General features: G+C 67.9%; 24 protein-coding genes and 1 pseudogene. 6 read left to right on the plus strand and 19 right to left on the minus strand.

Annotated elements, in window-relative coordinates; translation table 11 throughout:
• Nucleotides 1-73: 73 nt before the first annotated feature.
• Nucleotides 74-847 (minus strand): ABC transporter permease, encoded by a 774-nt coding sequence (locus tag ACY48E_RS08200; RefSeq protein WP_462871652.1) that lies wholly within the window; start codon nucleotides 845-847, stop codon nucleotides 74-76.
• Complete coding sequence (locus ACY48E_RS08205; RefSeq protein ID WP_462871653.1) at nucleotides 844-1,818, minus strand: ABC transporter ATP-binding protein; 975 nt, start codon at nucleotides 1,816-1,818, stop codon at nucleotides 844-846. The genes ACY48E_RS08200 and ACY48E_RS08205 overlap by 4 nt, the downstream gene beginning before the upstream one ends.
• Nucleotides 1,819-1,971: 153 nt before the next feature.
• Here ACY48E_RS08205 and ACY48E_RS08210 point away from each other — a divergent pair, with 153 nt between their 5' ends.
• Nucleotides 1,972-4,032, plus strand: coding sequence for a TPM domain-containing protein (locus tag ACY48E_RS08210; RefSeq protein ID WP_462871654.1), 2,061 nt, complete (start codon nucleotides 1,972-1,974; stop codon nucleotides 4,030-4,032).
• 217 nt (nucleotides 4,033-4,249) lie between these two features.
• Here the strand turns inward: ACY48E_RS08210 and ACY48E_RS08215 are convergent, their stop codons facing one another.
• The 5 genes from ACY48E_RS08215 to ACY48E_RS08235 all read right to left on the minus strand — a co-directional run bounded on the left by ACY48E_RS08215 (nucleotide 4,250) and on the right by ACY48E_RS08235 (nucleotide 8,766).
• Nucleotides 4,250-4,861 (minus strand): trypsin-like serine peptidase, encoded by a 612-nt coding sequence (locus ACY48E_RS08215; RefSeq protein WP_462871655.1) that lies wholly within the window; start codon nucleotides 4,859-4,861, stop codon nucleotides 4,250-4,252.
• A gap of 265 nt (nucleotides 4,862-5,126) precedes the next feature.
• On the minus strand, nucleotides 5,127-5,387 hold the full coding sequence (locus ACY48E_RS08220; RefSeq protein ID WP_462871656.1) for a hypothetical protein: 261 nt from the start codon (nucleotides 5,385-5,387) through the stop codon (nucleotides 5,127-5,129).
• Nucleotides 5,384-5,656, minus strand: coding sequence for a hypothetical protein (locus ACY48E_RS08225; RefSeq protein WP_462871657.1), 273 nt, complete (start codon nucleotides 5,654-5,656; stop codon nucleotides 5,384-5,386). Before ACY48E_RS08225 ends, ACY48E_RS08220 begins: the two co-directional genes overlap by 4 nt.
• Nucleotides 5,657-6,095: 439 nt before the next feature.
• Complete coding sequence (locus ACY48E_RS08230) at nucleotides 6,096-7,262, minus strand: DUF418 domain-containing protein (protein WP_462871658.1); 1,167 nt, start codon at nucleotides 7,260-7,262, stop codon at nucleotides 6,096-6,098.
• A 118-nt stretch (nucleotides 7,263-7,380) separates the two neighbouring features.
• Nucleotides 7,381-8,766, minus strand: coding sequence for a glycine--tRNA ligase (locus tag ACY48E_RS08235; protein WP_462871659.1), 1,386 nt, complete (start codon nucleotides 8,764-8,766; stop codon nucleotides 7,381-7,383).
• Nucleotides 8,767-8,983: 217 nt separating this feature from the next.
• On the opposite strand from ACY48E_RS08235, the gene ACY48E_RS08240 reads away from it, so the two are divergent.
• The gene (locus tag ACY48E_RS08240; RefSeq protein WP_462871813.1) at nucleotides 8,984-9,292 is read left to right on the plus strand and encodes an ArsR/SmtB family transcription factor; all 309 of its coding nucleotides are present in this window, start codon (nucleotides 8,984-8,986) and stop codon (nucleotides 9,290-9,292) included.
• Nucleotides 9,289-9,693, plus strand: coding sequence for a Fur family transcriptional regulator (locus ACY48E_RS08245; protein ID WP_462871660.1), 405 nt, complete (start codon nucleotides 9,289-9,291; stop codon nucleotides 9,691-9,693). Before ACY48E_RS08240 ends, ACY48E_RS08245 begins: the two co-directional genes overlap by 4 nt.
• Here the strand turns inward: ACY48E_RS08245 and ACY48E_RS08250 are convergent.
• The 11 genes from ACY48E_RS08250 to hrcA form a co-directional block, all read right to left on the minus strand.
• Nucleotides 9,682-10,092 carry a YbjN domain-containing protein gene (locus ACY48E_RS08250; RefSeq protein ID WP_462871661.1) on the minus strand — a complete coding sequence of 137 codons (411 nt, stop codon included), beginning with the start codon at nucleotides 10,090-10,092 and terminating at the stop codon, nucleotides 9,682-9,684. The genes ACY48E_RS08245 and ACY48E_RS08250 overlap by 12 nt on opposite strands.
• Nucleotides 10,089-10,898 carry an isoprenyl transferase gene (locus ACY48E_RS08255; protein ID WP_462871662.1) on the minus strand — a complete coding sequence of 270 codons (810 nt, stop codon included), beginning with the start codon at nucleotides 10,896-10,898 and terminating at the stop codon, nucleotides 10,089-10,091. Before ACY48E_RS08255 ends, ACY48E_RS08250 begins: the two co-directional genes overlap by 4 nt.
• Complete coding sequence (recO, locus tag ACY48E_RS08260) at nucleotides 10,855-11,700, minus strand: DNA repair protein RecO (protein ID WP_462871663.1); 846 nt, start codon at nucleotides 11,698-11,700, stop codon at nucleotides 10,855-10,857. The genes ACY48E_RS08255 and recO overlap by 44 nt, the downstream gene beginning before the upstream one ends.
• A 152-nt stretch (nucleotides 11,701-11,852) precedes the next feature.
• Nucleotides 11,853-12,941 (minus strand): VIT1/CCC1 transporter family protein, encoded by a 1,089-nt coding sequence (locus tag ACY48E_RS08265; RefSeq protein ID WP_462871664.1) that lies wholly within the window; start codon nucleotides 12,939-12,941, stop codon nucleotides 11,853-11,855.
• A 24-nt stretch (nucleotides 12,942-12,965) separates the two neighbouring features.
• Nucleotides 12,966-13,877 (minus strand): GTPase Era, encoded by a 912-nt coding sequence (era, locus tag ACY48E_RS08270; protein ID WP_462871665.1) that lies wholly within the window; start codon nucleotides 13,875-13,877, stop codon nucleotides 12,966-12,968.
• Complete coding sequence (locus tag ACY48E_RS08275) at nucleotides 13,874-15,163, minus strand: hemolysin family protein (protein ID WP_462871666.1); 1,290 nt, start codon at nucleotides 15,161-15,163, stop codon at nucleotides 13,874-13,876. Before ACY48E_RS08275 ends, era begins: the two co-directional genes overlap by 4 nt.
• On the minus strand, nucleotides 15,160-15,711 hold the full coding sequence (gene ybeY / locus ACY48E_RS08280; protein WP_462871667.1) for an rRNA maturation RNase YbeY: 552 nt from the start codon (nucleotides 15,709-15,711) through the stop codon (nucleotides 15,160-15,162). The genes ACY48E_RS08275 and ybeY overlap by 4 nt, the downstream gene beginning before the upstream one ends.
• A 55-nt stretch (nucleotides 15,712-15,766) precedes the next feature.
• The gene (locus tag ACY48E_RS08285) at nucleotides 15,767-16,783 is read right to left on the minus strand and encodes a PhoH family protein (RefSeq protein ID WP_462871668.1); all 1,017 of its coding nucleotides are present in this window, start codon (nucleotides 16,781-16,783) and stop codon (nucleotides 15,767-15,769) included.
• 76 nt (nucleotides 16,784-16,859) lie between these two features.
• Entirely contained in the window at nucleotides 16,860-17,648 is a 789-nt protein-coding gene (locus ACY48E_RS08290; protein ID WP_462871669.1) for a 16S rRNA (uracil(1498)-N(3))-methyltransferase, read from the minus strand.
• Nucleotides 17,649-17,663: 15 nt separating this feature from the next.
• Nucleotides 17,664-18,809, minus strand: a complete 1,146-nt coding sequence (gene dnaJ / locus ACY48E_RS08295) for a molecular chaperone DnaJ (protein ID WP_462871670.1) — start codon at nucleotides 18,807-18,809, stop codon at nucleotides 17,664-17,666.
• 86 nt (nucleotides 18,810-18,895) lie between these two features.
• Nucleotides 18,896-19,939, minus strand: coding sequence for a heat-inducible transcriptional repressor HrcA (gene hrcA / locus ACY48E_RS08300; RefSeq protein WP_462871671.1), 1,044 nt, complete (start codon nucleotides 19,937-19,939; stop codon nucleotides 18,896-18,898).
• Nucleotides 19,940-20,153: 214 nt separating this feature from the next.
• On the opposite strand from hrcA, the gene ACY48E_RS08305 reads away from it, so the two are divergent.
• Nucleotides 20,154-21,671, plus strand: a complete 1,518-nt coding sequence (locus tag ACY48E_RS08305; RefSeq protein ID WP_462871672.1) for a DUF222 domain-containing protein — start codon at nucleotides 20,154-20,156, stop codon at nucleotides 21,669-21,671.
• A gap of 123 nt (nucleotides 21,672-21,794) precedes the next feature.
• Here the strand turns inward: ACY48E_RS08305 and ACY48E_RS08310 are convergent, their stop codons facing one another.
• Nucleotides 21,795-22,349: a CGNR zinc finger domain-containing protein gene (locus ACY48E_RS08310; RefSeq protein ID WP_462871673.1), complete on the minus strand. Its 555-nt coding sequence runs from the start codon at nucleotides 22,347-22,349 to the stop codon at nucleotides 21,795-21,797.
• Between the two features lie 25 nt (nucleotides 22,350-22,374).
• Between ACY48E_RS08310 and ACY48E_RS08315 the strand changes: the two genes are divergently transcribed.
• Together ACY48E_RS08315 and ACY48E_RS08320 are read left to right on the plus strand one after the other, a co-directional pair.
• The gene (locus ACY48E_RS08315) at nucleotides 22,375-23,043 is read left to right on the plus strand and encodes a LysE family translocator (RefSeq protein ID WP_462871674.1); all 669 of its coding nucleotides are present in this window, start codon (nucleotides 22,375-22,377) and stop codon (nucleotides 23,041-23,043) included.
• Nucleotides 23,044-23,049: 6 nt separating this feature from the next.
• Nucleotides 23,050-23,610: pseudogene (locus tag ACY48E_RS08320) on the plus strand (helix-turn-helix domain-containing protein); the annotation flags it as partial.
• Nucleotides 23,611-23,631: the final 21 nt, after the last annotated feature.

Here is a 23,631-nt window from a genome sequence, read left to right on the forward strand (position 1 = left end):
TACCTACGTACTCGCGCCGCCGACTCGGCCGGGTCGTCCGATGGCAGCGCCTGCGCAAGGCGCCCGTGCAGGCTCACACCCGTGCCGTGTCCCGTCGGAACAGCTCCCGGGCACCGATAATGAACAGGGTTGCCCAGACCACGATGTTGATCACCCCGGCCACCAGATCGCCCGTGTCCGTGCCACCCATCGGCGCGCGGGCCAACGTGGCGACGCCGTACGTGGGGAAGAACTTCGCGACGTCGGCGAACCACCCCGAGGGCGGGGTGAACAGGCCACCGGCGAACGCGAGCACCGCGATGCCCGGTCCGAGCACCTGCATCACGTTCTCCGACGGCAGCAGGTACCCCATGAAGAGCCCGAATGCCGCGAAGACCGCCGACGAGACCCAGGCGATGACGAACGAGGCCGCCCAGGCACCGGCGGGCAGCTTCGCGCCCGTGGCGGCGCCGAGCATGAACACCACCGTCACCGCCAACAGTCCGAGAGCCATGGCGACGACGACCTTGGTGAGGATGTAGGCCCCCGGCTGCAGCGGGGTCAGACGCAGCTGTCGCGACCATCCGAGGCTGCGCTCCACCGCCACCATCGCCCCTCCGCTGGTGGTGGCGAGCATCGCACCGTAGACGGCCATGCTGATCATGATGTACCCGGTGACGTTGCCGTTGCCGGCCTGCCGGGTCTTGAACTCGTCCTCCAGGCCGAAAATCACGTAGAACACCGGCGGCAACAGCAGCGTGAAGACCAGGCTGCGCTTGTTGCGCAGCATCCGGCGCATCTCCAGAAGCAGGAAGGCGACGCTGAAGCCGCCGTTGCGTGGCAGCGTGCGGTCTGTGGTGATGCTCATCGTGTTGCCTCCACATCTGCCGTCCGGGCCGCATCGGAGGTGAGGTCGGCCGACGTCAGCGCGACGAATGCCTCCTCGAGATTGTGCGAGGTGATCTCGAGCTGCCGGGCATCGGTCTTCGTGAGCAGGTAGCGGGCCACCGAATCCGAGTCGTCGGTGCGCAGCAGTACCTGCTCACCGCGAATCTCCACCGACTCGACGGCCGGCACCGCGAGCAGACTCTCGCGCGTGGCCCCGGGCAGCAGTGCGCTGACCACCCGTCCGGATGCAAGGTTCTTGATCTCCGCCGAAGACCCGTCGGCGACGATACGGCCGGCGCTCACCAGCACGATCCGGTCGGCGTACGCATCGGCCTCGTCGAGGTAGTGGGTGGCGAACAGCACCGTGCGACCGAGGTCGGAGTCCTCGCGCATGGCCCGCCAGAACTCGCGGCGACCTTCGACGTCCATACCCGTGGTCGGCTCGTCGAGAATGATCAGGTCGGGGTTGGGCAGCAGCGCCAGCGCGAACCGAAGCCGCTGCTGCTGACCACCGGAGCACTTGCCCACCATGCGCCCGGCAATGTCGGCGATCCCGGCGCGAGCGAGCACCTGCTCGGGCGGAGCCGACGACGCGAACAGCGCGCCCACCAGCTCGACGGTCTCGCGCACTGTGACGTCCTTGAGCAGCCCGCCGCTCTGCATCACGGCCGAGACCAGGCCGAGTGCCACGGCACGGTCGGGATCACGGCCGAAGATCGAGACCGACCCCGAATCGGGCGCGGCCAAACCCAGGATCATGTCGATGGTGGTGGTCTTGCCCGCGCCGTTGGGCCCGAGGAACGCGACGATCTCGCCCTGTTCGATCCGCAGGTCGATGCCGTCGACCGCTCGCACACGGTCGGCCCCGGAACCAGGGAACGACTTGTGCAGCGCGGTCAGCTCGATCGCCGGGGGCGGTGTCGACCCCGGCTGCGATTGGGTGGCTGTCATGCCTAACACTGTGCACCCGCCGCGGCCGGTCCGCTCGGCTCGACCGTCACGGGTCCGCCCATGACATTCGTCATCGGTCGCACCGTCCATGATCGATGGCAGCGTGGTTGCCGATCCGCCGCCGCGCCGCACCCAGCCGGTAGATTCCTGCCCATGCCTTCACGAGCAGTCCTCGGCCCCGTCCTCGTGCGCCTGTCGACCCGAGTGGCCCTGCTCGCCGCCGTCGCCGTGGTGGCCGGCATCGGAGCGCTGGTCGGACCCGCCCCGGTGGCCCGTGCGGACCAGCCGCTGCGGCTGCCTGATCAGATCGTCGACACCGCCGGGGCACTGGGCGCGAACACCTCGGCCGCGCAGTCGGCGATCGACCGGCTCTACGCCGACCATCGGGTGCGATTGTGGGTGGCCTTCGTACCCACCTTCTCCGGGCTGGACGCGCAGACGTGGACGGCGCAGACCTCCGAGCAGAGCAGTCTCGGGGACCGCGACGTTCTGCTGGCGGTGGCAACGAAGGACCGCGCGTACAGCCTCGACGCCCCCGCGGCGCTGACCGCCGTCACCGATGCGGAACTGGCGTCCCTGCGTGCGGACGTCATCGAACCGGCCCTCGGGCGGGGCGACTGGTCCGGCGCGGTGACCGCGACGGCGGACGGCCTGGGCCGAGCAGCCGCATCGTCGGGTACGTCGTCGACGACCTCGTCGGGCAGCTCGACCGCGACCTGGGTGGGCGTCGGTGTCCTCGGTGCGGGCGGGGCCGGTGCGTATCTGCTGCTGCGACGCCGCGCGAAGGCGAAGCTGAGCAAGGACGTCGCCGCGACCGCGTCGCTCGATCTGCGCGATCCCGCCGTGGTGGCGGGCCTGTCCACCGAGGTACTCGAGGAGCGCGGAAAGACGATCCTCGTGGAGGTCGACGAGGCCGTGCGGTCGAGCTCGGACGAGGTGGACACTGCGCGTGGTGAACTCGGGGAGGCCGGGGCCCGCCCTTTCGTCGAGGCCGTCGAGTACGCGAAGGCCGCGCTCGGACGGGCGTTCGCGATTCGCCAGCAACTCGACGATTCCACCCCCGAGAACCCCCAGCAGCGCCGCGACATGCTGATCGATCTGGTGCGCACGTGCGCCGACGCCGATGCCCGGCTCGATGCGCAGGTCGAGCAGTTCGAGGCGGCACGCAACCTGCTCATCGACGCCCCCGCCCGACTCGACGCCCTCACGCGCGAGCAGATTGCGATCACGGTGCGCGTGCCCGAATCGCAGAAGGTGCTCGAGCGGCTCCGTGCGCAGTTCGCACCGAGCGTGCTCGAGCCGGTGATACACAACGTCGACCTCGCGAGTGGCCAGGCGAGCCTGGCGCAGCAGAACATCGACGCCGGCCGTGCGGCCGCCGCGCTCCCGGTCGGCCAGCAGGGTCCGGTGGTGAACGCCGTGCGCACGGCCGAGGGTGCACTGGGTCAGGCGCGCACACTGCTCGATGCCGTCGACCGCGCGGAGAACGACATTCGCGCGGCCATCGCCCAACTGCCCGCGGCCATGACCGACGTGCGCGCGGGCATCGACGCCGCGGCCCAGTTCGCGGGCGATCCCGGGTCGCCGATCACCGCTGCGCGCAGTGCCGCCGAGGCAGCACTCGCGCGCGCCGAGTCGGCCAAGGACACCGATCCGCTGGGCAGCATGACCGCGATCGTCGCCGCCGACGCCGAGCTCGATCGGCTGCTCGCTGCTGCGCAACAGGCCAAGGAGCAACGCGATCGCGCCGCCGCGCGACTGTCCGCCGACCTGACCACAGCTGCCGCCCGGGTGTCGGCGGTGTCGGACTTCATCGACACTCGACGCGCCGCGGTGGGCACCGAGGCCCGCACGCGACTGTCGGAAGCTCAGCGCAACTTGGCCTCGGCGCAGCAGTTGGCGTCGTCGGACCCGGTGCAGGCCCTGCAGTTCGCCACGGCGGCACTGGACTTGGCGCAGCGCGCCGACTCCATCGCACAGGCCGACTACCGCAGCTGGGAGTCGTCGCAGAACCACGGCGGGTTCGGCGGCGCCTCCGGCACCGGCGGATCAGTGGTCGGCAGTGTTCTCGGCGGCGTCCTCGGCGGCGTGCTGAGCGGTTCGGGCAGCGCGTACGGCTACGGCGGATCGAGCCGCCGCGGTGGCGGTGGCTTCGGCGGCGGCGGCTTCGGTGGCGGCGGCGGGGGCCGCCGGAACTCGGGCGGTCGCTTCTAGGTGTCGCGCGAGCATCTCGCATTCGAAGGCGCCATCTTTCAGCCCCTGTTCCGATTTCCGGTGTCGCCGCAATCCGCGGCTTCATCGGGCTCGACGTGCGCGATCATGCGTTCCGGCACCGGATCCAGGTTGTCACGATGGATGGGTCACCTCTTGCGGATTGCAGAAGAACAGAAATAGAAGCTGACAGGAACCAGGGAGCACTCACAGCCAAGCCTCAGCTCGATCCGAAGGACCGTGCAGAGTCACGGGGAGGCAGAGTTGCCGACCAGTGGAGGAGATCGGCCGACTGTCTTGCGGTGAGGGCGGTTCCAGTGTTGAAGGTGGAGAAACCGCTGCTGTGCACCGCAATCGCGGTGCTCGGATCGGAGTCTGTGACGACGGGTGATCCGCTTTGCCCTTCGGCGGTGTCGATATCGTAGTCGACCAGATCCTGCGACCTCGCAGTCACGAATCCACGGGCAGTCCACATCTCAGAGGGAAACCTGTCGAGTGGGTATCCGGTGGAGGACACGCTGTCACCAACTGCCAAGGCACCGACCGGCCCGGGGCGCAACCAGCCGACAGTCTCGCCGACCGTGCAATCGAGTTGGAGTGCACCGAGGTCGAATCGAGCCGAACGATCGGTAACGAAACGAGGATCCACGGTTGCTTTCACCCAGCCACATTGGCCGAATGGAGCGGTCCCGCCGTCTACGGAGGGAAAAATCTCGAACTTGGTGTTCCAGCCGGATTCGCTCAACAGGCAATGTGCCGATGTGGCCAGCGACCGCGGGCCGTGCATGAAGCCGGTGCACGCTCGCTGCCGTCCCGCCGTGTCGGTGGCCACGACGAACGCTGTGGTTCGAGCGGGAAATGACGTTGGGGACGGTACGCGTGTTCGGTCATCGGAACCGATGACCCTCAACGAGGAAATCGAAGGAGACGATCCCTCATAGCTGTCGCCACGGGCGACGGTCGAGCCCCACGCTTGCGGAACGGGGACTTCCGAGTTCCAGATCGAAGCCTCTCCGGCGGGAGTAGCTGAAACCGACTCACCGGCGGGAGTCACTATCGCCGCCGCGACCAATACGACTGTCGCGGCAGCGACTCGGTTACAGAACACTACCCGTGACCACAGTTGCCGTTCCGACAGTGAACAAGCCCCAGACGATTCCGAAGAAGGCAGTGCCGTCCTTGAACCAGGCCCAGTACGTCAGGTACCCGAAAGCCAGCGCAGCCAGGGCGAAGGCGACCGTGTGGGGACCAGACGAAGCGTCGAACGCGTAGTGCGCCACGCTGAGAAGGACGCACACGATGACCCCCGCCCCGAAGGTATGCGTCGAGTTCAGCTCGGTTCGGTGCGACTCGCTCATCCGATGATGCTCCGGAGCGCGTCGTAGATTGCGTTGCCTGCGATGCCGCCGGGAATCGCGCACGGCAAGGGGTTCCTGACGCACCATCCGTTGAATGCGCTGTAACCGCCCCGCACGGCGGAGGAGAGCGCGTTGTACACCGCCGGCCCGGCCGCTCGTGCACCCGCGACGATTGCGCGTGCAGCAGCGACTGCGAGGAAGCCCCACTCTTCCGAACCTTCGGCCGCTGTCGAATTGTTCAAGCTGTCGATTTCGGTCGCGATCTGCACACGTACCTCCGGCGGAAGTGACTGCCGCTCGGCGGAGTCGACATCCGACTCGACAAGAGTCGGGGCGTCACTCGACACAGTTTGCGCTGCGCCAGTGCCAGTAGTAGCGGCCACGGTGGACAGGACCATCGTGCTGATGATTGCCGCGGACATCAGTCGGGTTCGAATTCTCATGTGTGTTCCGTTCGATGCGTCAAGAGGAATGTGACAGAAAACGACCATTACCTCGGAGCGGGGCGACTCAACGAGGGCGACGTGGACGCCCTCTGCCGTGGGAGGGACAGAACTTGCATTGGTAAATGCGTAGTAAAGTGTAGCAAAGACTTTGCAATATTCCTACAGTGGACTGCCCGGGCGCATCCCTCCGCTTGCGAGTGTCGATCGGCGGCGGCTTCTCCGGAGGGGCCGGCGGGGGCCGCCGGAACTCCGGCGGTCGCTTCTAGGTGATCCTGGTGTAGACGGCGTGCCAGATCGACTCCACGGGCCCTCGACTGAACACTCGCAACCACGCCCACGAGAACAGCACCAGGATCACCGACACGACCAGCCACATTCCGATCGCGATGTATCCCTGGTGGTAGTTCGCGAACCACGGTGAGAGCAGGAGCGTGCGCTCGGCGATCACCCCGAGGATGTTCTGCAGGAGGTAGCACGACAAGGCCATCCTGCCGACGTACGACAGTGCGGTCCCGAGCACGCCGACGCGCGGCCGCCACCGATAGAACTCGACAACAGCAGCCAGGATGCCCAGCGCGATCGCGACGGCGAAGAAGTAGCGGGAGAACAATCCCCACTCCTCGCGAGCGACCACACCCGTGTAGGAGTCGAGAGGAACGCTCACCGCGCCGATTCCCATGACGACCTTGCGCAGGCGCGCGCCACGCTCGTCGAGAATCCCGCGGCGGTAGAGCAGACCGCCGAGCAGGAACAGTGCACCCACGTAGAACATGAAGGTCTTGAACTCGAACGTCGGGTTGAACGCCGAGGTGAAGTCCGAGAGGTTGAACTTGACGGTCTCGATGTACGAGGGCCCGGCCACCGCCACCGTCTTGACCGGCTCGTCCACCACCGCCGGGTCCAGACCTCGATCGACGATCTTCTCGGTCGGCTCCTGAGCGAGGGCGCTGGTGACGCTGATCATGCCCCAGATGTGGATCGCTCCGAAGATGGTGAGCAGCACCCACTGGATTCGGTCGCTGAACAGAATGAGGAAGGCCACGATGAAGGCCGCCACGGCGTAGTAGCGCAGCACGTCGAAGGTGATGATCAGAAAGTAGTTGATCAGGCCGTCGATGAACAGCAGCACGCATCGCACCAGATACGAACCGGGCCACCGAGCCCCGGATCGGCGTGCGCTCTGGAACTGGATGGTAATTCCGATACCGAAGAGGATCGTCAGTAGGCCGACGAACTTCCCGTTCGGAATCCACGACGCGATGGCGGTCAGGCCATAGGGGCCGTCGTCCCGGATGCCGACCGCGCCCGCGAAGACCCACACGTTCGACGCGAACGTTCCGATGATGGCCAGTCCGCGAAGAATGTCGAGTGTCGGGATTCGTCTGGTCGCCGTGTGTGACGGCGTGGTGTCGATCGCTTTCTCCGGCATACCGGGCACGCTACGGACGCACGCTGTGCGCACACATCGGTCGCGAGGGGTATCCCGGCGTACCTCTCGAGGTGGATCGGACGCCGCGACCCGATCGATCAGAGCAGCTCAGGGCAGGTCAGGCACCGAGCAACCGCTGACCGAGGTAGGCCTGCACCTGATCGAGAGCCACCCGCTCCTGCTCCATCGAGTCGCGCTCGCGAATGGTCACCGCCTGATCGTCGAGCGTGTCGAAGTCGACGGTGATGCAGAACGGGGTGCCGATCTCGTCCTGGCGACGGTAGCGGCGGCCGATGGCCCCGGCGTCGTCGAACTCGACGTTCCACAGCCGACGCAGATCCGCCGCGAGGTCCTTGGCCTTCGGAGTGAGGTCGGCGTTGCGGCTCAGCGGCAGCACCGCGGCCTTGACCGGCGCGAGGCGGCGATCGAGCCGCAGCACGGTGCGGGTGTCCACCCCGCCCTTGGCGTTGGGCGCCTGGTCCTCGTGGTAGGCGTCGACGAGGAAGGCCATCAGCGAACGCGTCAGTCCCGCAGCAGGTTCGATGACGTAGGGCGTGTAGCGCTCGTCGGCCGCCTGATCGTAGAAGCTCAGATCGGTACCCGAGTGCTTCGAGTGCGTGGACAGATCGAAATCGGTGCGGTTCGCGATGCCCTCGAGTTCACCCCACTCGCTGCCCTGGAAGCGGAAGCGGTACTCGATGTCGACGGTCCGCTTGGAGTAGTGCGAGAGCTTCTCGGCCGCGTGCTCGTAGAGCCGCAGGTTCTCCGGGTCGATTCCCAGGTCGGTGTACCACGTCATGCGGTAGTCGATCCAGTACTGGTGCCAGGTCTCGTCCTCACCGGGCTTGACGAAGAACTCCATCTCCATCTGCTCGAACTCGCGCGTACGGAAGATGAAGTTGCCGGGAGTGATCTCGTTACGGAAGCTCTTGCCGATCTGACCGATGCCGAACGGCGGCTTCTTGCGCGAGGTGGTCAGGACGTTGGCGAAGTTGACGAAGATGCCCTGGGCGGTCTCCGGGCGGAGGTAGTGCAGGCCCTTCTCGTCGTCGACAGGCCCGAGGAACGTCTTGAGCAGGCCGGAGAAGGCGCGCGGTTCGGTCCACGCTCCGGGCTCGCCGGTCTCGGGGTCACGAATATCGGCGAGGCCGTTGGCCGGCGGATGGCCGTGCTTCTCCTCGTACGCCTCGATCAGATGATCCGCGCGGTAGCGCTTGTGGGTGTGCAGCGACTCGACGAGCGGGTCGGAGAAGGTCTCGACGTGCCCGGACGCCTCCCACACCTCGCGCGGGAGGATCACCGAGGAGTCCAGGCCCACCACGTCCTCACGGCTGGTGACCATGTTGCGCCACCACTGCTTCTTGATGTTCTCCTTCAGCTCCACCCCGAGCGGGCCGTAATCCCACGCGGACTTGGTGCCGCCGTAGATCTCACCGCACGGGTACACCAGGCCGCGACGCTTGGCCAGGTTGGCGACGGTATCGATCTTGGATTTCGGTGCCACGGGGCTCGCTCTCCATCTGCTCTGCTGGGCGGTGTGCTACGCAACCAGGCTCGGGTGTGCGCTGCGCGACAAGAGTATCCGTCGGCGTCGACGCCACCCGCCCGGGGCGCTTGACATGCGTCTGCATGCATATCAAAATGACAATTGTTTTCAGATAGGAGAAGCCGTGCCGCGATCCGACCTTTCCCAACCCGATCTCTCCCCACCCGAACCGGCCCTGGACGCCGGTTCCACGCTGCCGAACAGCCGGACGCTGGCCGCGGCCGGGGAGATCCTGCGCGCACTCGCGGCGCCGGTACGCATCGCGATCGTGCTCGAGCTGCGCGAATCGGCTCGCTGCGTGCACGAACTGGTCGGCTCCCTCGGTGTCACCCAACCCCTCATCAGCCAGCACCTGCGCGTGCTGAAGTCCGCCGGGGTGGTCGAAGGCGAACGCTCGGGCCGCGAAGTGCTCTACCGCCTCGTCGACGACCATCTTGCGCACATCGTCGTGGACGCAGTCGCCCACGCCGAGGAGGGGCGATGACTCGGCCCGCGGTGCGCTCGACCAGGCAGCGCAGCGCGATCTCGGATCTGCTCGACACCGTCGACGAGTTCCGCTCCGCTCAGGAACTGCACGAGGAACTGCGACGACGCGGGGCGGGGATCGGCCTGACCACGGTGTACCGCACCCTGCAGTCGCTGGCCGACGCCGGATCGGTGGACGTGTTGCGCACCGCGACGGGTGAGTCGGTGTACCGCCGATGCTCGAGCGGACACCACCACCACCTGGTGTGTCGCGAGTGCGGCCACACCGTCGAGGTGGAGGGCGCTGCCGTGGAGCAGTGGACGCGCCGCATCTCCGCCGAGCACGGCTTCACAGAGGTCGAGCACACCGCGGAGATCTTCGGGCTGTGCGCCGGCTGCGCGGGCCCGTCAGGGAAGTAGACCGGCGCGGGCGCGATCGACGCCCGAGAGCACCAGCACCAGCATCGTGGTGAGCGCCTCGTCACCGAGCCCCGAGCCGGGGAAGGTGTAGCGCATCACCACATCGGCCTGCCGACCGTGGGCGGTCACGGCAATCGACCCGAACTGTGATTCGGCATTGCGCTCGGCGACCTTGCGGTGCAGCCCGGCCGAGATCGGCCGATCCCATGCCAACACCGCGGTCAGCGACAGCACGTCCAGACCCTCGGCCAGAGCCACCGCACGCAGCGAGCACAGCGCCCCCGCGTAGGAGAATCCCAGCGAGCCGTCGGGTGAGAGGGTCGCCTCGGTGAACGGGGCCAGCAGTTGCTGCGCGCGGTGTTGCAGGTCCTCCGCGGACACCGGATCAGCGTCGCTCACTTGACGCCGCCGAAGCGTCGATCGCGGGCGGCGTACTCGAGGCACGCGGCCCACAGGTCGCGGCGGTCGAAATCCGGAAAGAGCTTCTCCTGGAACACCATCTCGGCGTAGGCGGATTGCCAGATCAGAAAGTTCGACGTGCGCAGCTCGCCCGAGGGTCGCAGGAACAGATCGACGTCGGGCATGTCCGGCTCGTCGAGATACTTCGCGAACGTGGCCTCGGTGATCTTCTCCGGGTCCAGGGTCCCGGCTTGGACTCGACGCCCGATTTCCTTTGCCGCATCGGCGATCTCGGCTCGTCCACCGTAGTTCACGCACATCGTCAGGGTCATCGTGGTGTTGTGCCGGGTCAACTCCTCGGCGGTCTCGAGTTCGGTGATCACGCTGCGCCACAACCGAGGTCGTCGCCCCGCCCAGCGCACGCGCACGCCCATCTCGTGCATCTCGTCACGACGGCGTCGGATCACGTCGCGATTGAAGCCCATCAGGAACTTCACCTCGTCCGGGCTGCGTCGCCAGTTCTCGGTGGAGAAGGCGTACGCCGAGAGCCACCCCACACCCATCTCGATGCACCCGCACACGGTGTCCATGAGCACCGCCTCACCTCGCTCGTGCCCGGCGGTTCGGGGCAGCCCGCGATCCTGCGCCCATCGACCGTTGCCGTCCATCACCAGGGCGACGTGCCGCGGGACGAACTCGGGATCGATCCGCGGCGGCACCGCACCCGACGGGTGAGGATCGGGAGGACGAGGCGTGCGAGTCTCAGGCGGTGAGGTGGTGGAGCGTCGACGGATCACGTGGCTCATTGTCCCCCGGGGCCACGGACACGGGAGAAACTGTCGCGATTTCCCGTGCCACGCCGGATTCGCCGCGGCCACCGTCACGCTCGACGAACGGCAGCGTGCGCAGCTGCCGTTCGAGATGCCACTGCAGATGTGCGGCCACCAACCCGCTGGCCTGACCCCGCAGCGTCGGCGTGCTCGCCTCCGCACCGGGCCAGTCACCGCGCTGCAGGCTGTCCATCAACTCGACCACTCCCAGCGACGGCGTCACCGCGCCGGGGGGACGACAGTGCACGCACACCGCTCCCCCGGCACCGACGTGGAACGCGCGATGCGGACCGGGCGCAGCGCACTTGGCGCATTCGATCAGCGACGGCGCCCACCCGGCGACGCTCATCGCGCGCAGCAGGTAGGCGTCGAGGATCAACTCCGACGGGTGAGCCCGCGTGCTCATCGCCCGCAGCGCACCGACCGTCAGATGGTGCAGCCGCGGCATCGGCGAGTGCTCCTCGGGGGCCAGCCGCTCCGCGGTCTCGACGATCGCGCAGGCAGTGGTGTAGCTGGTGTAGTCGGTGACGATGGACGAGGAGAACGCGTCGAGCGTGACCACCTGGGTGACGATGTGCAGCGAGCGCCCCGGATGCAGCTGCACGTCGATGTGCGCGAACGGCTCGAGGTGCGCGCCGAACTTGCTGCGCGGTCGCCTGACCCCCTTCGCCACCGCCCGCACCAGCCCGGAGTTCCGGGTGAGCAGAGTGATGATGCGATCGGCCTCACCGAGCTTGGTGTGACGCAGCACGACGGCGTTCTCGCGATAGAGCCTCACCGCCGCACCTCCTCACCATCCGAATCGGGAATCACACGTGTGTGAGAAGTCCACTATGGCACCCGACGCCGACTCGAGGGGGCACCGAAGGCCCTGTCGTCACGCGCGTCGGCCGGCGCGTGCGACGGGGCCGCCACCGACCCGGCCCGAGATCACCCCACGTGCCCGGTGCCGAACAGCAGTCCGAGACCGAAGGTGATCGCCGCCGCGCCGAAGCCGATGGCCAACTGACGCAACGCCCGCCGCCACGGCGGACCGCCGCTGAGCAGGCCCACCACCGCACCCGTGGTCATCAGGGCGATACCGACGAGCACCGCCGCCGCCACCAGTGCCGTGGTGCCCGACAGCCCGATCAGGTAGGGCAGAACCGGGATCACCGCACCCGAGGCGAAGAACGCGAAACTCGACAGCGCCGCCCCCAGCGCCGTACCCACCGACTCGTGCTCGTCCACGTCCCCGTCGACCGCGGGATCGACCACCGGCACCGGCTCGGTGTCTCCGACTGCGGCCAGGACCGCCGCGGCGCGACTGTCCGCCTCCTCGGTGCTCATCCCGCGTGCCCGGTACACCAGGGCGAGTTCGTTCGCGTCGACGTCGAGAAGCGGTAGCGCAGCGTTCGCCGTGGGCGCCGGAGCCGACGCCTCGAGCAGTTCGCGCTGGCTGCGCACCGAGACGTACTCGCCCGCTGCCATCGACAACGCACCCGCCAGCAGGCCGGTCAGGCCCGCGATCAGCACGAACTGCGTGCTCGCACCCGATCCGCTGACGCCGAGCACCAGGGCGAGATTGCTCACCAGGCCGTCGTTGGCACCGAACACCGCGGCGCGGAAGGAACCGGAGAGGCGATTGCGGCCGCGGGCGGCCAGGGCGCGCACCACCTCCTCGTGGATCTGCTCGTCGGCGCCCATGGCGGCGGTGGCGTGGATGTCCTGCGAGTAGGGCGAGCGCGTCTCCGCGCGCTGGGCGAGAGCGAGGACGAACACCGATCCGAAACGGCGGGCGAGCAGACCCAACAGTCGCGAGCGCACGCTCGATCGCACCGGCCGGCCCACCCGATCGCCGAGCATCTGTCGCCAGTACGCCTCGTGACGACCCTCGGCCGCGGCGAGCGCGAGCAGGATCTCCCGGTCCTCACCGGTGCGCCGGGCCGCCAGGTCGCGGTACACCGCAGCCTCGGCCTTCTCGTCCGCGAGGTAGCGCCGCCACCGGCGCACGTCACGATCGGTCGGGGTGAAGCGCACTGTCGGTCCCTTTCTCGTCACTGGTCAGAATCCGAGGCGTCCCATCTGCTTGGGGTCGCGCTGCCAATCCTTGGCGACCTTCACCCGTAGGTCCAGGTAGATCCGCGTCCCCAGGAGCTTCTCGATCTGCAGCCGGGCCACGGTGCCCACCTCTCGCAACCGAGCGCCACCTTTGCCGATCACGATGGCCTTCTGACTGTCGCGTTCGACGTAGAGAACGGCGGCCACGTCGAGCATGTTCTCGTGCCCCTCACGTTCGGTGACCTCGTCGATCACCACCGCGAGCGAGTGCGGCAACTCGTCGTGCACGCCCTCGAGCGCAGCCTCACGGATCAGCTCGGCCATGAGCGTCTCCTCGGGCTCGTCGGTCAGATCACCCTCGGGGTAGAACGCCGGGCCCTCCGGCAACGCCGCGGCGAACACCTCGACCACCACCTCGACCTGCTCGCCCTTGGCGGCCGAGACCGGCACCACGTCGCACTCGGGGCCCAGAAGCGTCGATAGCGCCAGAAGTTGTTCTGCTACACGCTGTTTGGACACCTTGTCGATCTTGGTCACCAAGCCGACCAGCGTGGTGCCGCGGGCATTGTGCCGAACCTGCTCGAGGATGAACCGATCACCCGGGCCGATCTTCTCGTCGGCCGGGATGCACAGGCCGATCACGTCCACCTCGGAGTAGGTGTCCCGAACCAGATCGTTGAGCCGCTGCCCGAGAAGGGTTCTCGGACGGTGCAATCCGGGAGTGTCCACCATGATCAGCTGAGCGTGCTCACGGTGAACGATGCCGCGAATGGTGTGCCGTGTGGTCTGCGGGCGCGACGACGTGATCGCGATCTTGCTGCCCACCAGGGCATTGGTCAGCGTCGACTTGCCGGTGTTGGGACGGCCGACCAGGCACACGAAACCCGACCGGAATCCTGCCTCGCGCTCGCTCATCGATCGCCGCCCTCCTCGCCCGGTGCCCGGCCCACCAGCACCGTGCTCACCCGGACGCGGCCGCGGGCATCGGACCCACCTTCGGCCTCGAGCACGAGTCCGTGGGCATCGACCTGCACACCCGGCAACGGCACCCGACCCAACTCGTAGGAGAGCAGCCCGCCCACCGTCTCGACCTCGTCGTTGTCGATCTCCACGCCCAGGAGCTCCGCGACGTCCTCGACCGGTAGCCGCGCCGAGACACGGAAACGGCCGTCCGCCAACGCTTCCACGGGTGCAACCTCGTCGACGTCGTACTCGTCGGCGATCTCACCGACGATCTCCTCGAGCACGTCCTCGATGGTCACCAGCCCCGCCACACCGCCGTACTCGTCGACCAGGATCGCCATGTGGTTCCGGTCGCGCTGCATCTCGGCGAGCAGACTGTCGAGCGGCTTGGAGTCGGGCACGAACACCGCCGGGCGCATCACCTGGTCCACGCGCACGCTCCGACCGCCGTCCGAGGAAGTGTAGGTGCGCTGGACGAGATCCTTCAGATACACCACCCCGAGAACGTCGTCGACCGTCTCCCCCACCACGGGTATGCGCGAATGCCCGCTGCGCACAGCAAGACTGGTGGCCTGACCCGCCGATTTGTCCGCTTCGATCCAGACCATCTCCGTGCGCGGGACCATGACCCCGCGCGCGGAGGTGTCGCCCAACTCGAAGACCGATTGGATCATCCGTCGCTCCTCGTCGTCGACCACTCCTCGCTCACCTGCGAGGTCCACCAGTTCCCGCAGTTCGATCTCGGATGCGAAGGGGCCGTTACGAAATCCCTTTCCGGGTGTGACCGCGTTGCCGAGCAGGATCAGCAGCCGCGAGACCGGTCCGAGGAGAATACCGACGGCCCGCAGCGGATACGCCGCGCTCAGCGTGATCGAGTAGGCGTGCTGACGGCCCAGCGTTCGGGGACCGACCCCGATCGCCACGTAGTTCACCACCACCATCACCGCCGTGGTGAGCAGCAGGCCGGTGTCGGTGTCGAAGTAGTCGAGGAAGGCCGCGGCGAGCAGTACCGTCGCTGCGATCTCGCACACGATGCGCAGCAGCACCGTCAGGTTCACATAGCGTGCGCGCTCACCGAGCACCCTCGCCAGCGCGACGGCGCCGGTGCGACGATCCTTGATCATCTCCTCAACGCGGGCGGGGGAGACGGTGTTCAGGGCCGAATCGGCGGCGGCGAACACACCACCGAGAATCACCAGGAGCACGGCGAGGACGATCAGCGCCGCAGGGCTGCTCACGGCGCGGACTCACCCGCACGATCGGTGAATCCGGTGCGGTCGAGCAGGCGGGCATCGCGCTCGGCGAAACGCTGATCTCGACGCGCACGACGGGCGTCCTCGTACCAGTCCTCGAGGAGAGAGTTCTGCAGCGAGAACATCTCCTTCTCCTCCGCCGGCTCGGCGTGGTCGTACCCCAGCAGGTGCAGCACACCGTGCACCGTCAGCAGGGCAAGCTCGTGCTCGACCGGATGACCGGCCTTCTCGGCCTGCTCGGCCGCGAACGACGGACAGAGCACGATGTCCCCGAGCATCGACGGACCGGGACCCGGAGAGTCGGGACGACCGCCCGGTTCGAGCTCGTCCATCGGGAACGACATCACGTCGGTGGGCCCCGGCAGGTCCATCCAGCGCATGTGCAGATCAGCCATGGTCGGGGAATCCACCAGCACCATCGACAGCTCCGCGGACGGGTGTACGTCCATTCTGGCGATCACGAAGCGGGCGACGGAGATCAGCCTCTCCTCGGAGACGTCCATCCCCGATTCGTTGGAGACCTCGATGCTCATGCCGCACACGCTTTCGCCGATCCGCCGGTTCGAGCGAGAACGATACCGGGTTCGATCACCGACGAACGGATCGCGAGCTGCGGCCACGATCGGCGCGGTCGTACGCATCGACGATCTCCGAGACCAGGCGGTGACGCACGACGTCGGAGGAATCCAGGTGCGAGAAGTGGATATCGTCGATACCGACGAGCACCTCGGCCGCGGCGCGCAGACCCGAGGTGGCCCCACCGGGCAGGTCCACCTGGGTGACATCGCCGGTGACCACGATCTTCGAGCCGAACCCCAGACGGGTCAGGAACATCTTCATCTGCTCGGCCGTGGTGTTCTGCGCCTCGTCGAGGATGATGAACGCGTCGTTGAGTGTGCGGCCACGCATATAGGCCAACGGGGCCACCTCGATGACCCCGGCCTGCATCAACTTCGGGATCGCCTCGAGGTCCATCATGTCGTGCAGCGCGTCGTGCAGCGGCCGCAGGTACGGGTCGATCTTCTCGTGCAGGGTGCCCGGCAGGAAGCCCAGCTTCTCCCCCGCCTCGACCGCCGGACGCGTCAGGATGATGCGGCTGACCGCCTTGGCCTGCAGCGCCTGCACGGCCTTGGCCATTGCCAGGTACGTCTTGCCGGTACCGGCCGGGCCGAGCCCGAACACGATGGTGTTGGCATCTATGGCGTCGACGTAGCGCTTCTGGTTCAGCGTCTTGGGACGGATGGTCTTGCCGCGGCGCGAGAGGATGTCGAGGCTGAGCACCTCGGCCGGGGACTCCGACACCCCGCGGGTGAGCATCCCCACCGTGCGTCGAACCATGTCCGGGCTCGCAGGCTGACCCTTGGCAATGGTGCCGATCAGTTCCTCGACCACACGCTCGGCCAGTGCGACGTCCGCCGGCGCGCCCGTCAGGGTCACCACGTTGCCGCGCACGTGAATATCGGCCGTCAGGGCGCGCTCGAGTGCGCGCAGGTTCTCGTCGGTGGATCCGAGCAGGTCGAACATCGCCTCGGCCGGAAGTTCCAGGGTCGACACGCTCGGGCGTGGGTTCGAGGTCGGGGTGGCGCTGCGACTGTTCTCGCTCACGTGATGTGTATGGCCTGCTTTCCGGTGCTCGGCACGAGGCCGGGTGAACACACCCGACCCCGCAAGCGTAGCGCCGTCAGGGCCGATCCTTCGAGGCAGTTTCGCTCCGAAGGGGCTGCGCGGACCATCGATCGGTCAGGACCCCCAGCGCCCCGAGTGCAACTGCCGCGGCCGTCGACGTGCGCAGCACGGTGGGTCCGAGCACCACAGTGTGCGCTCCTGCCGCGACGAAACGCCCGATCTCCGCGTCGTCGAGGCCGCCCTCGGGACCGACGACGAGCACCACCTCGGCGGCGCCGCGCACATCGATCGTCGCCAGCGGGGTGCTCGCGGACTCGTGCAGCGCCACGGCCACACCGCCGCGCGCCACGACGGCGCCCACCAGTGCCACGACGGCGGCGGTGTCGGCCAGATCCGCCACCGTCGGAACGATCGGCCGACGGGACTGCTTGGCGGCGGCGAGAGCGGCCGAGCGCCACTTGACGACGCCCTTGGCAGCGCGCGGCCCCTCCCATCGGGCCACACAGCGCGCCGCCTGCCACGGCACCACCGCGTCGACACCGGCCTCGACGGCGGTCTCGACGGCCAGTTCGGAGCGCTCGGACTTCGGCAGCGCCTGCACCAGCGTCACCACGGGGGTGGGCGCGGTGTGCACGCCACGCGCCACCACGCGTGCTTCGAGTCGACCAGGAGAGACGGCGCTCACCGTCACGTGCGCCACGCCGCCACGCCCGTCGGCGAGAACCAGGGGTTCACCGACAGCGGTGCGCCGCACGGTGGCCGCGTGGCGCCCCTCCGGCCCGTCGAGCACGGCGAGCTCGCCGACATCGGGCAGTGGATCGAGGTAGTAGAGCGTGGCGGCCACGGGGGCGGGTCCCGATCAGCGCGTGAATGCGTCGCGAAGCCGCGAGAACAGGCCCCCGGTGTGCTGGGAGCCGCTGGTGACCACCTCGGCCGACTCCCCGCCCCGACGCGAACGCAGGCTCTCGAGCAGACGCGTCTCCTCGCCGTCGAGGCGGGTGGGTACGACCACCTCGAGGTGGGCGTGCAGATCGCCGCGCGTGCCGCCGCGCAGCTTCGGCATCCCGTGCCCGCGCAGAATCGTCACCGCGCCCGGTTGGGTGCCCGGCTCCACGGTGAGGGTGGTGGGCCCGTCGAGAATGGCGTCGACGGTCACCGACGTGCCGAGGGCCGCGTCGACCATCGGGACCCTGACCGTGCAGTGCAGGTCGTCGCCGTCCCGCACGAACGTCTCGTGGGGCTTCTCGGCCACCTCGGCGTAGACGTCGCCGGCCGGTCCGCCGCCGTGACCGACCTCGCCCTGACCGGCCAGCCGAATCCGCATGCCGCCGCCGACACCGGCGGGAATCTTGATGGCCAGGTCTCGGCGCGCACGCACCCGCCCGTCGCCACCGCACTTGCGGCACGGATCGGCGATCACCTCGCCCACCCCGCGGCAGGTCGGGCACGGACGCGAGGTCATCACCTGGCCGAGGAACGAGCGCTGCACCGACTGCACCTCACCGGCGCCGCCGCAGGTGTCGCAGCGCTGGGGTTTGCTGTCGCCGTTGGTGCCCGCACCGGTGCACACATCGCACAGGATGGCGGTGCTGACCAGCGAGTGCTTGGTCACGCCCGTCGCGCACTCCTCGAGGGTGAGGGTGACCCGCAGGTGCGAGTCCGAGCCCGGCTGCACCCGCCCGCGCGGGCCGCGACCGCCGCCGCCACCACCGAAGAACGCTTCGAAGACGTCGCCCAGACCGCCGCCGAAGCCACCGCCGCCGAAGCCACCGGCCCCGGCGGCGCCGTTGTCGAGCGGGTCGCCACCGAGGTCGACGATGCGTCGCTTCTCCGGATCGGAGAGCACCTCGTAGGCGGTGGAGATGTCCTTGAACTTGGCCTGCGCCGACTCGTCCGGGTTCACATCGGGGTGGAACTCGCGCGCCAGCTTGCGGTACGCGCGCTTGATCTCCTGGTCGGACGCCTTCGAATCGACGCCCAGCGTTCCGTAATAGTCCCGTGCCACGTGTCCGTGCCGTCCTTCATGTCCGTGCGTGTGTGCAGTCTCGTGTGTGACAAGTGTTCGGTTGTGACAGGTGTTCGGTCCGGCCCCTAGCGTTCGGCGAGAACCTCGCCGATGTAGCGCGCGACCGCCGCAACCGAGGCGATGGTTCCCGGATAGTCCATGCGCGTCGGCCCCAGCACCCCCATGCCGCCGAGAACGTTGCCCCCGGAACCGTAGCCGGTGGACACCACCGACGCCCCACGCATCTCCTGAACGTTGGTCTCCTCGCCGATCTGCACGGTCACCCGACCGGGATCCTGCGCGGCGGCGATGAGCTTGAGCACCACCACCTGTTCCTCCAGTGCCTCGAGAACCGAGCGCAGAGAGCCGGGGAACCCGTTCAGCGACGCAAAATCTGCGGCGTTGCGTGTGAGGTTGGACGTCCCGCCCAGCACCAGACGCTCCTCCGGGTGCTCGACGAGGGTTTCCAGCAGCACCGTCGCCGAGCGCACCACGGCGTCACGAATCTGCTCGGGAGCGTTCTCGGCCAGCTCCGCGACCGCGATCGACGCCGCCGCGAGCTTCTTGCCCTCGAGCGCGCCACCGAGAAGGCTGCGCAGCCGGGAGAGGTCCTCGTCACCGATCACGTCGCCGAGTTCGACGATGCGTTGATCCACCCGCCCCGAATCGGTGATCAGCACCAGCAGCAACCGAGCCGGCGTGAGCGCGACCACCTCGAGGTGACGCACCGAGGACGCCGACAGCGTCGGGTACTGCACCACCGCCACCTGGCGGGTCAGCTGCGCGAGCAGGCGCACACCGCGGCGCAGGACGTCGTCGAGGTCCACGCCGTCGGCGAGGAAGTGCAGGATGGCGCGGCGCTCGGCGGACGAGAGCGGCTTGACGTCGTCGATGCGATCGACGAACCGGCGGTACCCCTTGTCGGTGGGAATGCGGCCGGAGCTGGTGTGCGGTTGGGCGATGTATCCCTCGGCCTCGAGAACGGCCATGTCGTTGCGCACCGTCGCGCTCGACACACCAAGGTTGTGGCGCTCGACGAGCGCTTTGGAACCGATGGGCTCCTGGGTGGCCACGTAGTCGGCCACGATCGCTCGCAGCACTTCGAATCTGCGGTCCTCGGTACTCGACATCGTCACCTCCTGCTGATCGAGTTGCCTGCCGGTTTCCACAGCTGCAGAAGTTCCGGTAATCCCCGAGTCTAGTTGCTGCACGAGGTGGGGACCGGCGGCGAGGCCCCGGTACCCGGGGCTGATCTCCGTCGGCAACTTTCTGGTGATGGGCTCGTCCACATCTTGCGCTCGAACATATGTTCTATTATTGTGGAACAAGCCGGGGAGGTGAAAATTGGTCGACGAAAGTTCGCTGGTCGCGGATTACGAGGCGTTGCATCGTCTGTTGGCGCGCATCGCGGCTTCGACGTCGGATGCGTGTTCCGAGGTCGAGGTGGCCGAGGTGGCCATCGCTCACGAGCGCGCGGTCCGAGTGATGGCGGGTATCGGGTTGCAGCGCATCCGTGACGTGTCCGATCGTGATGCTCACCGCAGTGTGCACTGCACCACGGTGGTCGAGTTCGTGGCGCAGCGACTGCGGGTGGCCAACCCGAGACGGCGGCTGAACCAGGTCGATCAGCTGGTGGCGTCGTACGCGATCAGCGGACAGCGGGTGGATCCGATGTGCCCGAACACGGCGTCGGCGATGGCCGACGGTGCTGTGGGGCACGAGCACGTCGACGCGGTGTTGGCGGTGATGGCCAAGGTGCCCGCCGACACTGCGGTGCCGGTGCGGGAGCAGGCCGAGGAGCAGCTCGCCGAGATCGCTCGCCATCACAGCCCCCGAGACATCACCCGGGCGGGGCAACGAATCCTGGCGTACCTCGATCCCGACGGCACCCTGCCCAGCGATCAGGATCGGTCCCGCACTCGTGGCCTGTCGCTCGGTGCTCAGGACTCGCTGGGGATGTCGAAGCTGACCGCCACCCTCGACCCCACCACGCGTGCGTTGGTGGAGGTGCTGTTGGCGGCGTGGGCCGCGCCGGGAATGAACAATCCTGATGATGAGCAGTCCCCGCGTGGTGGTGTCGACGACGACGGGATCGACGCTGCCGCGGTGCGGGTGGCTGCCGAGCGTGACACCCGCAGTCAACTCCAACGCAATCACGATGCGTTGGCGGCGCTGGTGCGTGCCGCAGCCGATGGCGGACTGTACGGCGCCTCACATCGTGGGTTGCCGCCGCATGTGATCGTCTCGATCACCGAGTCGCAGCTACGGGAGCGGGCCGGGGTCGGGCACACCGCCACCGGCACCGATCTGCCGATGTCGCAGATCGTGACCTTGGCGGCGCAGGCGCAGATGTACCTGGCGGTGTTCGACGATCACACCGGTGAGCCGCTCTACCTGGGCCGCTCGGCCCGGCTGGCCACCCGGTCGCAGCGGATGTTGCTGTTCGCCATGTACGGCGGCTGCTCGAAACCCGCGTGTCCGGCACCGTTCGCACACATCGAAGCCCATCATGCAGAACAAGATTGGGCCGCCGGCGGGTCCACCGATGCCCCGCATCTGGCCCCGGCATGTGGGCCCCACAATCGGGCCGTGCACGCTCGTCCCGGTGGCTGGCGGACGGTGAAGATCGCCGACGGACCCGACCGCGGCCGCTACGGCTGGGTCGCCAACGGCACCACCGACCCGCCCCGCACCAACCACCTCCACCGACCCGACCGCATCCTCGACGAGCATCCACCACCGTCCATCGACTGGTCACAGATCGAACGCAGCCTGCAACGGATCCTGGCCGAGCACCACGCAAACCCACCCGATCCGGTGATCATCCGCGTCATCGACTACGTCACGCCCACGCGAGCCTGACTCGCGCGGCCCTGTGATGTGGTGTGCGACTTCGGAGCCGAGACCCGTGCGACTCCGGAGCCGAGACCTGTGCGACTTCGGAGCCGAGACCCGTGCGACTCCGGAGCCGAGACCGGAGTGCGGCTAGCTGAAGTGACCGGACACGTCGATTGGTCGCGTGGGCCGGTTCCGGGCGCGGTGGCGTCGGACGGCATCCCTGCTCGCGCATCTTGGCGAGCAGTAGCGCTGGGTGCCCTTCCGGGAGACGTCGACGATCACGTTGCTGCAGGGTGTCGATGCGCACCGTCCGAGTCGGGTCATGCCGCGCGTCGTCAGGTGGAGCGCGGTCCCAACGGCGAAGACCGAGTGAAGGACCACCGGTAGGTCATCGTCCGTGTCGCGGTAGTGCAGGTGCCATCCCTCGCCGTTGTGGTCTGTCAGGCGGGGGTAGGCCGACACAGCAGCCATTTGGGCATTGAGCCGGGCGGCCCGCTCATCCGCGTCCTGGACGTCGACGACGGTCAACCACTGGTCGACGACGTCTCGGCACCGGGCATGATCGCCCGATTGCTCCGGGAAGGGCATGGTCATGCCGTACTCACGCGTCCTGGCCAGGACGCCTGCGCGGTCCAAGGGCCAGTCGTTGGCCAGGGACTGTGCGAGGAGAACCGCATACTCGCCGTAAGGGTTGAGATGCATCACAGCATTACACCAGGGTGGCGGCATGTTTACCTCACTCATCGGATGGCCCGTCAGCGCGCACGCCGCGCTCGGAATGGCGGCTACTGCCTTGGCCATGGTGCTCACCCCTGGCCCGAACATGATGTATCTCGCCTCACGCAGCATCGGGCAGGGCCGGCGGGCGGGCCTGGTGTCCTTGGCCGGAACAGGAGTGGGCTTCGGCATCTACATGCTCATGGCCAACCTCGGTCTGGCCGTGGTGTTCGTCGCCGTCCCGTGGTTGTTCATCGGGTTCAAGGCTGCAGGCGTCGCGTACCTGGCCTGGCTGTCCTGGCAGGCGCTGCGCCCTGGTGGTGTCGGCGCCTTCGAGGTACGCGACTTTCCCATCGACAGCAACTGGCGGCTGTTCCGGATGGGCCTGATCACCAACCTACTCAACCCCAAGGCCGCGATCATGTACCTGACACTCATCCCCCAATTCATCGATCCGAGCCTCGGCCACCAGCTTGCCCAAGGCATTACGCTCGGCCTGCAGCAGATCGCCGTCAGCATGACCATCAACGCTCTCATCGTCATCGGCGCAGGATCGATCGCGAGTTTCCTCGCCCACCGCCCGTCCTGGACCGCCTGGCAGCGACGCGTCACCGGCACCCTGCTTGGTGCCGTCACCATCGTGCTGGCTCGCGAAGTGCCCGCTCGAGCTCACGTCTGAAGCCCCGTGTCCCACGCCAACGCCGCTCTCACGCCCCGCCATCGCTTGAAGGTCGCGCAACTCGTTGTCGAGGACGGGTGGCCGATCGGCGAGGTCGCCGCCCGCTTCCAGGTGTCCTGGCCAACCGTAAAGCGCTGGGTCGACCGCTACCTCGACGGCGAGCCTATGCACGACCGGTCGTCGCGACCGAAGACGTCACCGAGCAAGACGGGGCCGGCGTGTGACGAGGCGGTGCGTGAGCCTGCGAATGCGGCTGCGGGAAAGGCCGGTTCAGCTCGCCAGCCGCCTCGGCATCGCACCGTCAACAGTCCATCGCATCCTCACCACTGCCCGCCTCAACCGGCCGGCCTATGTCGACCGCGCCGCCACCCTGGACAAGCCGAGGAGCAAGTGGCGCAACCCCAAGCTTGGGTACGCGTTCGTGCATACGGTCATCGACGATCACTCGCGTGTCGCGTACACCGAGGTCCATGATGACGAAACCGCCGTCACCGCTGTCGGCGTTACCGAGCCGTCGAGTGGTTCGCCGACCGTGGCGTCACCATCGAGCGCGTGTTGTCGGACAACGACCAGCCGCCCTTCTCGCGA

It is taken from the genome of Rhodococcus sp. AZ1, assembly GCF_054979605.1.

What these genes read in the sequence shown, in the direction of transcription:
- ACY48E_RS08245 (WP_462871660.1), top strand. Translation starts at nt 9,289, where the DNA reads ATGACTCGGCCCGCGGTGCGCTCGACCAGGCAGCGCAGCGCGATCTCG.
- hrcA (WP_462871671.1), bottom strand. Translation starts at nt 19,939, where the DNA reads ATGTCGAGTACCGAGGACCGCAGATTCGAAGTGCTGCGAGCGATCGTG.
- ybeY (WP_462871667.1), bottom strand. Translation starts at nt 15,711, where the DNA reads ATGAGCATCGAGGTCTCCAACGAATCGGGGATGGACGTCTCCGAGGAG.
- ACY48E_RS08205 (WP_462871653.1), bottom strand. Translation starts at nt 1,818, where the DNA reads ATGACAGCCACCCAATCGCAGCCGGGGTCGACACCGCCCCCGGCGATC.
- era (WP_462871665.1), bottom strand. Translation starts at nt 13,877, where the DNA reads ATGAGCGAGCGCGAGGCAGGATTCCGGTCGGGTTTCGTGTGCCTGGTC.
- ACY48E_RS08315 (WP_462871674.1), top strand. Translation starts at nt 22,375, where the DNA reads ATGTTTACCTCACTCATCGGATGGCCCGTCAGCGCGCACGCCGCGCTC.
- ACY48E_RS08200 (WP_462871652.1), bottom strand. Translation starts at nt 847, where the DNA reads ATGAGCATCACCACAGACCGCACGCTGCCACGCAACGGCGGCTTCAGC.
- ACY48E_RS08210 (WP_462871654.1), top strand. Translation starts at nt 1,972, where the DNA reads ATGCCTTCACGAGCAGTCCTCGGCCCCGTCCTCGTGCGCCTGTCGACC.
- ACY48E_RS08255 (WP_462871662.1), bottom strand. Translation starts at nt 10,898, where the DNA reads ATGAGCCACGTGATCCGTCGACGCTCCACCACCTCACCGCCTGAGACT.
- ACY48E_RS08310 (WP_462871673.1), bottom strand. Translation starts at nt 22,349, where the DNA reads ATGCATCTCAACCCTTACGGCGAGTATGCGGTTCTCCTCGCACAGTCC.
- ACY48E_RS08220 (WP_462871656.1), bottom strand. Translation starts at nt 5,387, where the DNA reads ATGAGCGAGTCGCACCGAACCGAGCTGAACTCGACGCATACCTTCGGG.
- ACY48E_RS08230 (WP_462871658.1), bottom strand. Translation starts at nt 7,262, where the DNA reads ATGCCGGAGAAAGCGATCGACACCACGCCGTCACACACGGCGACCAGA.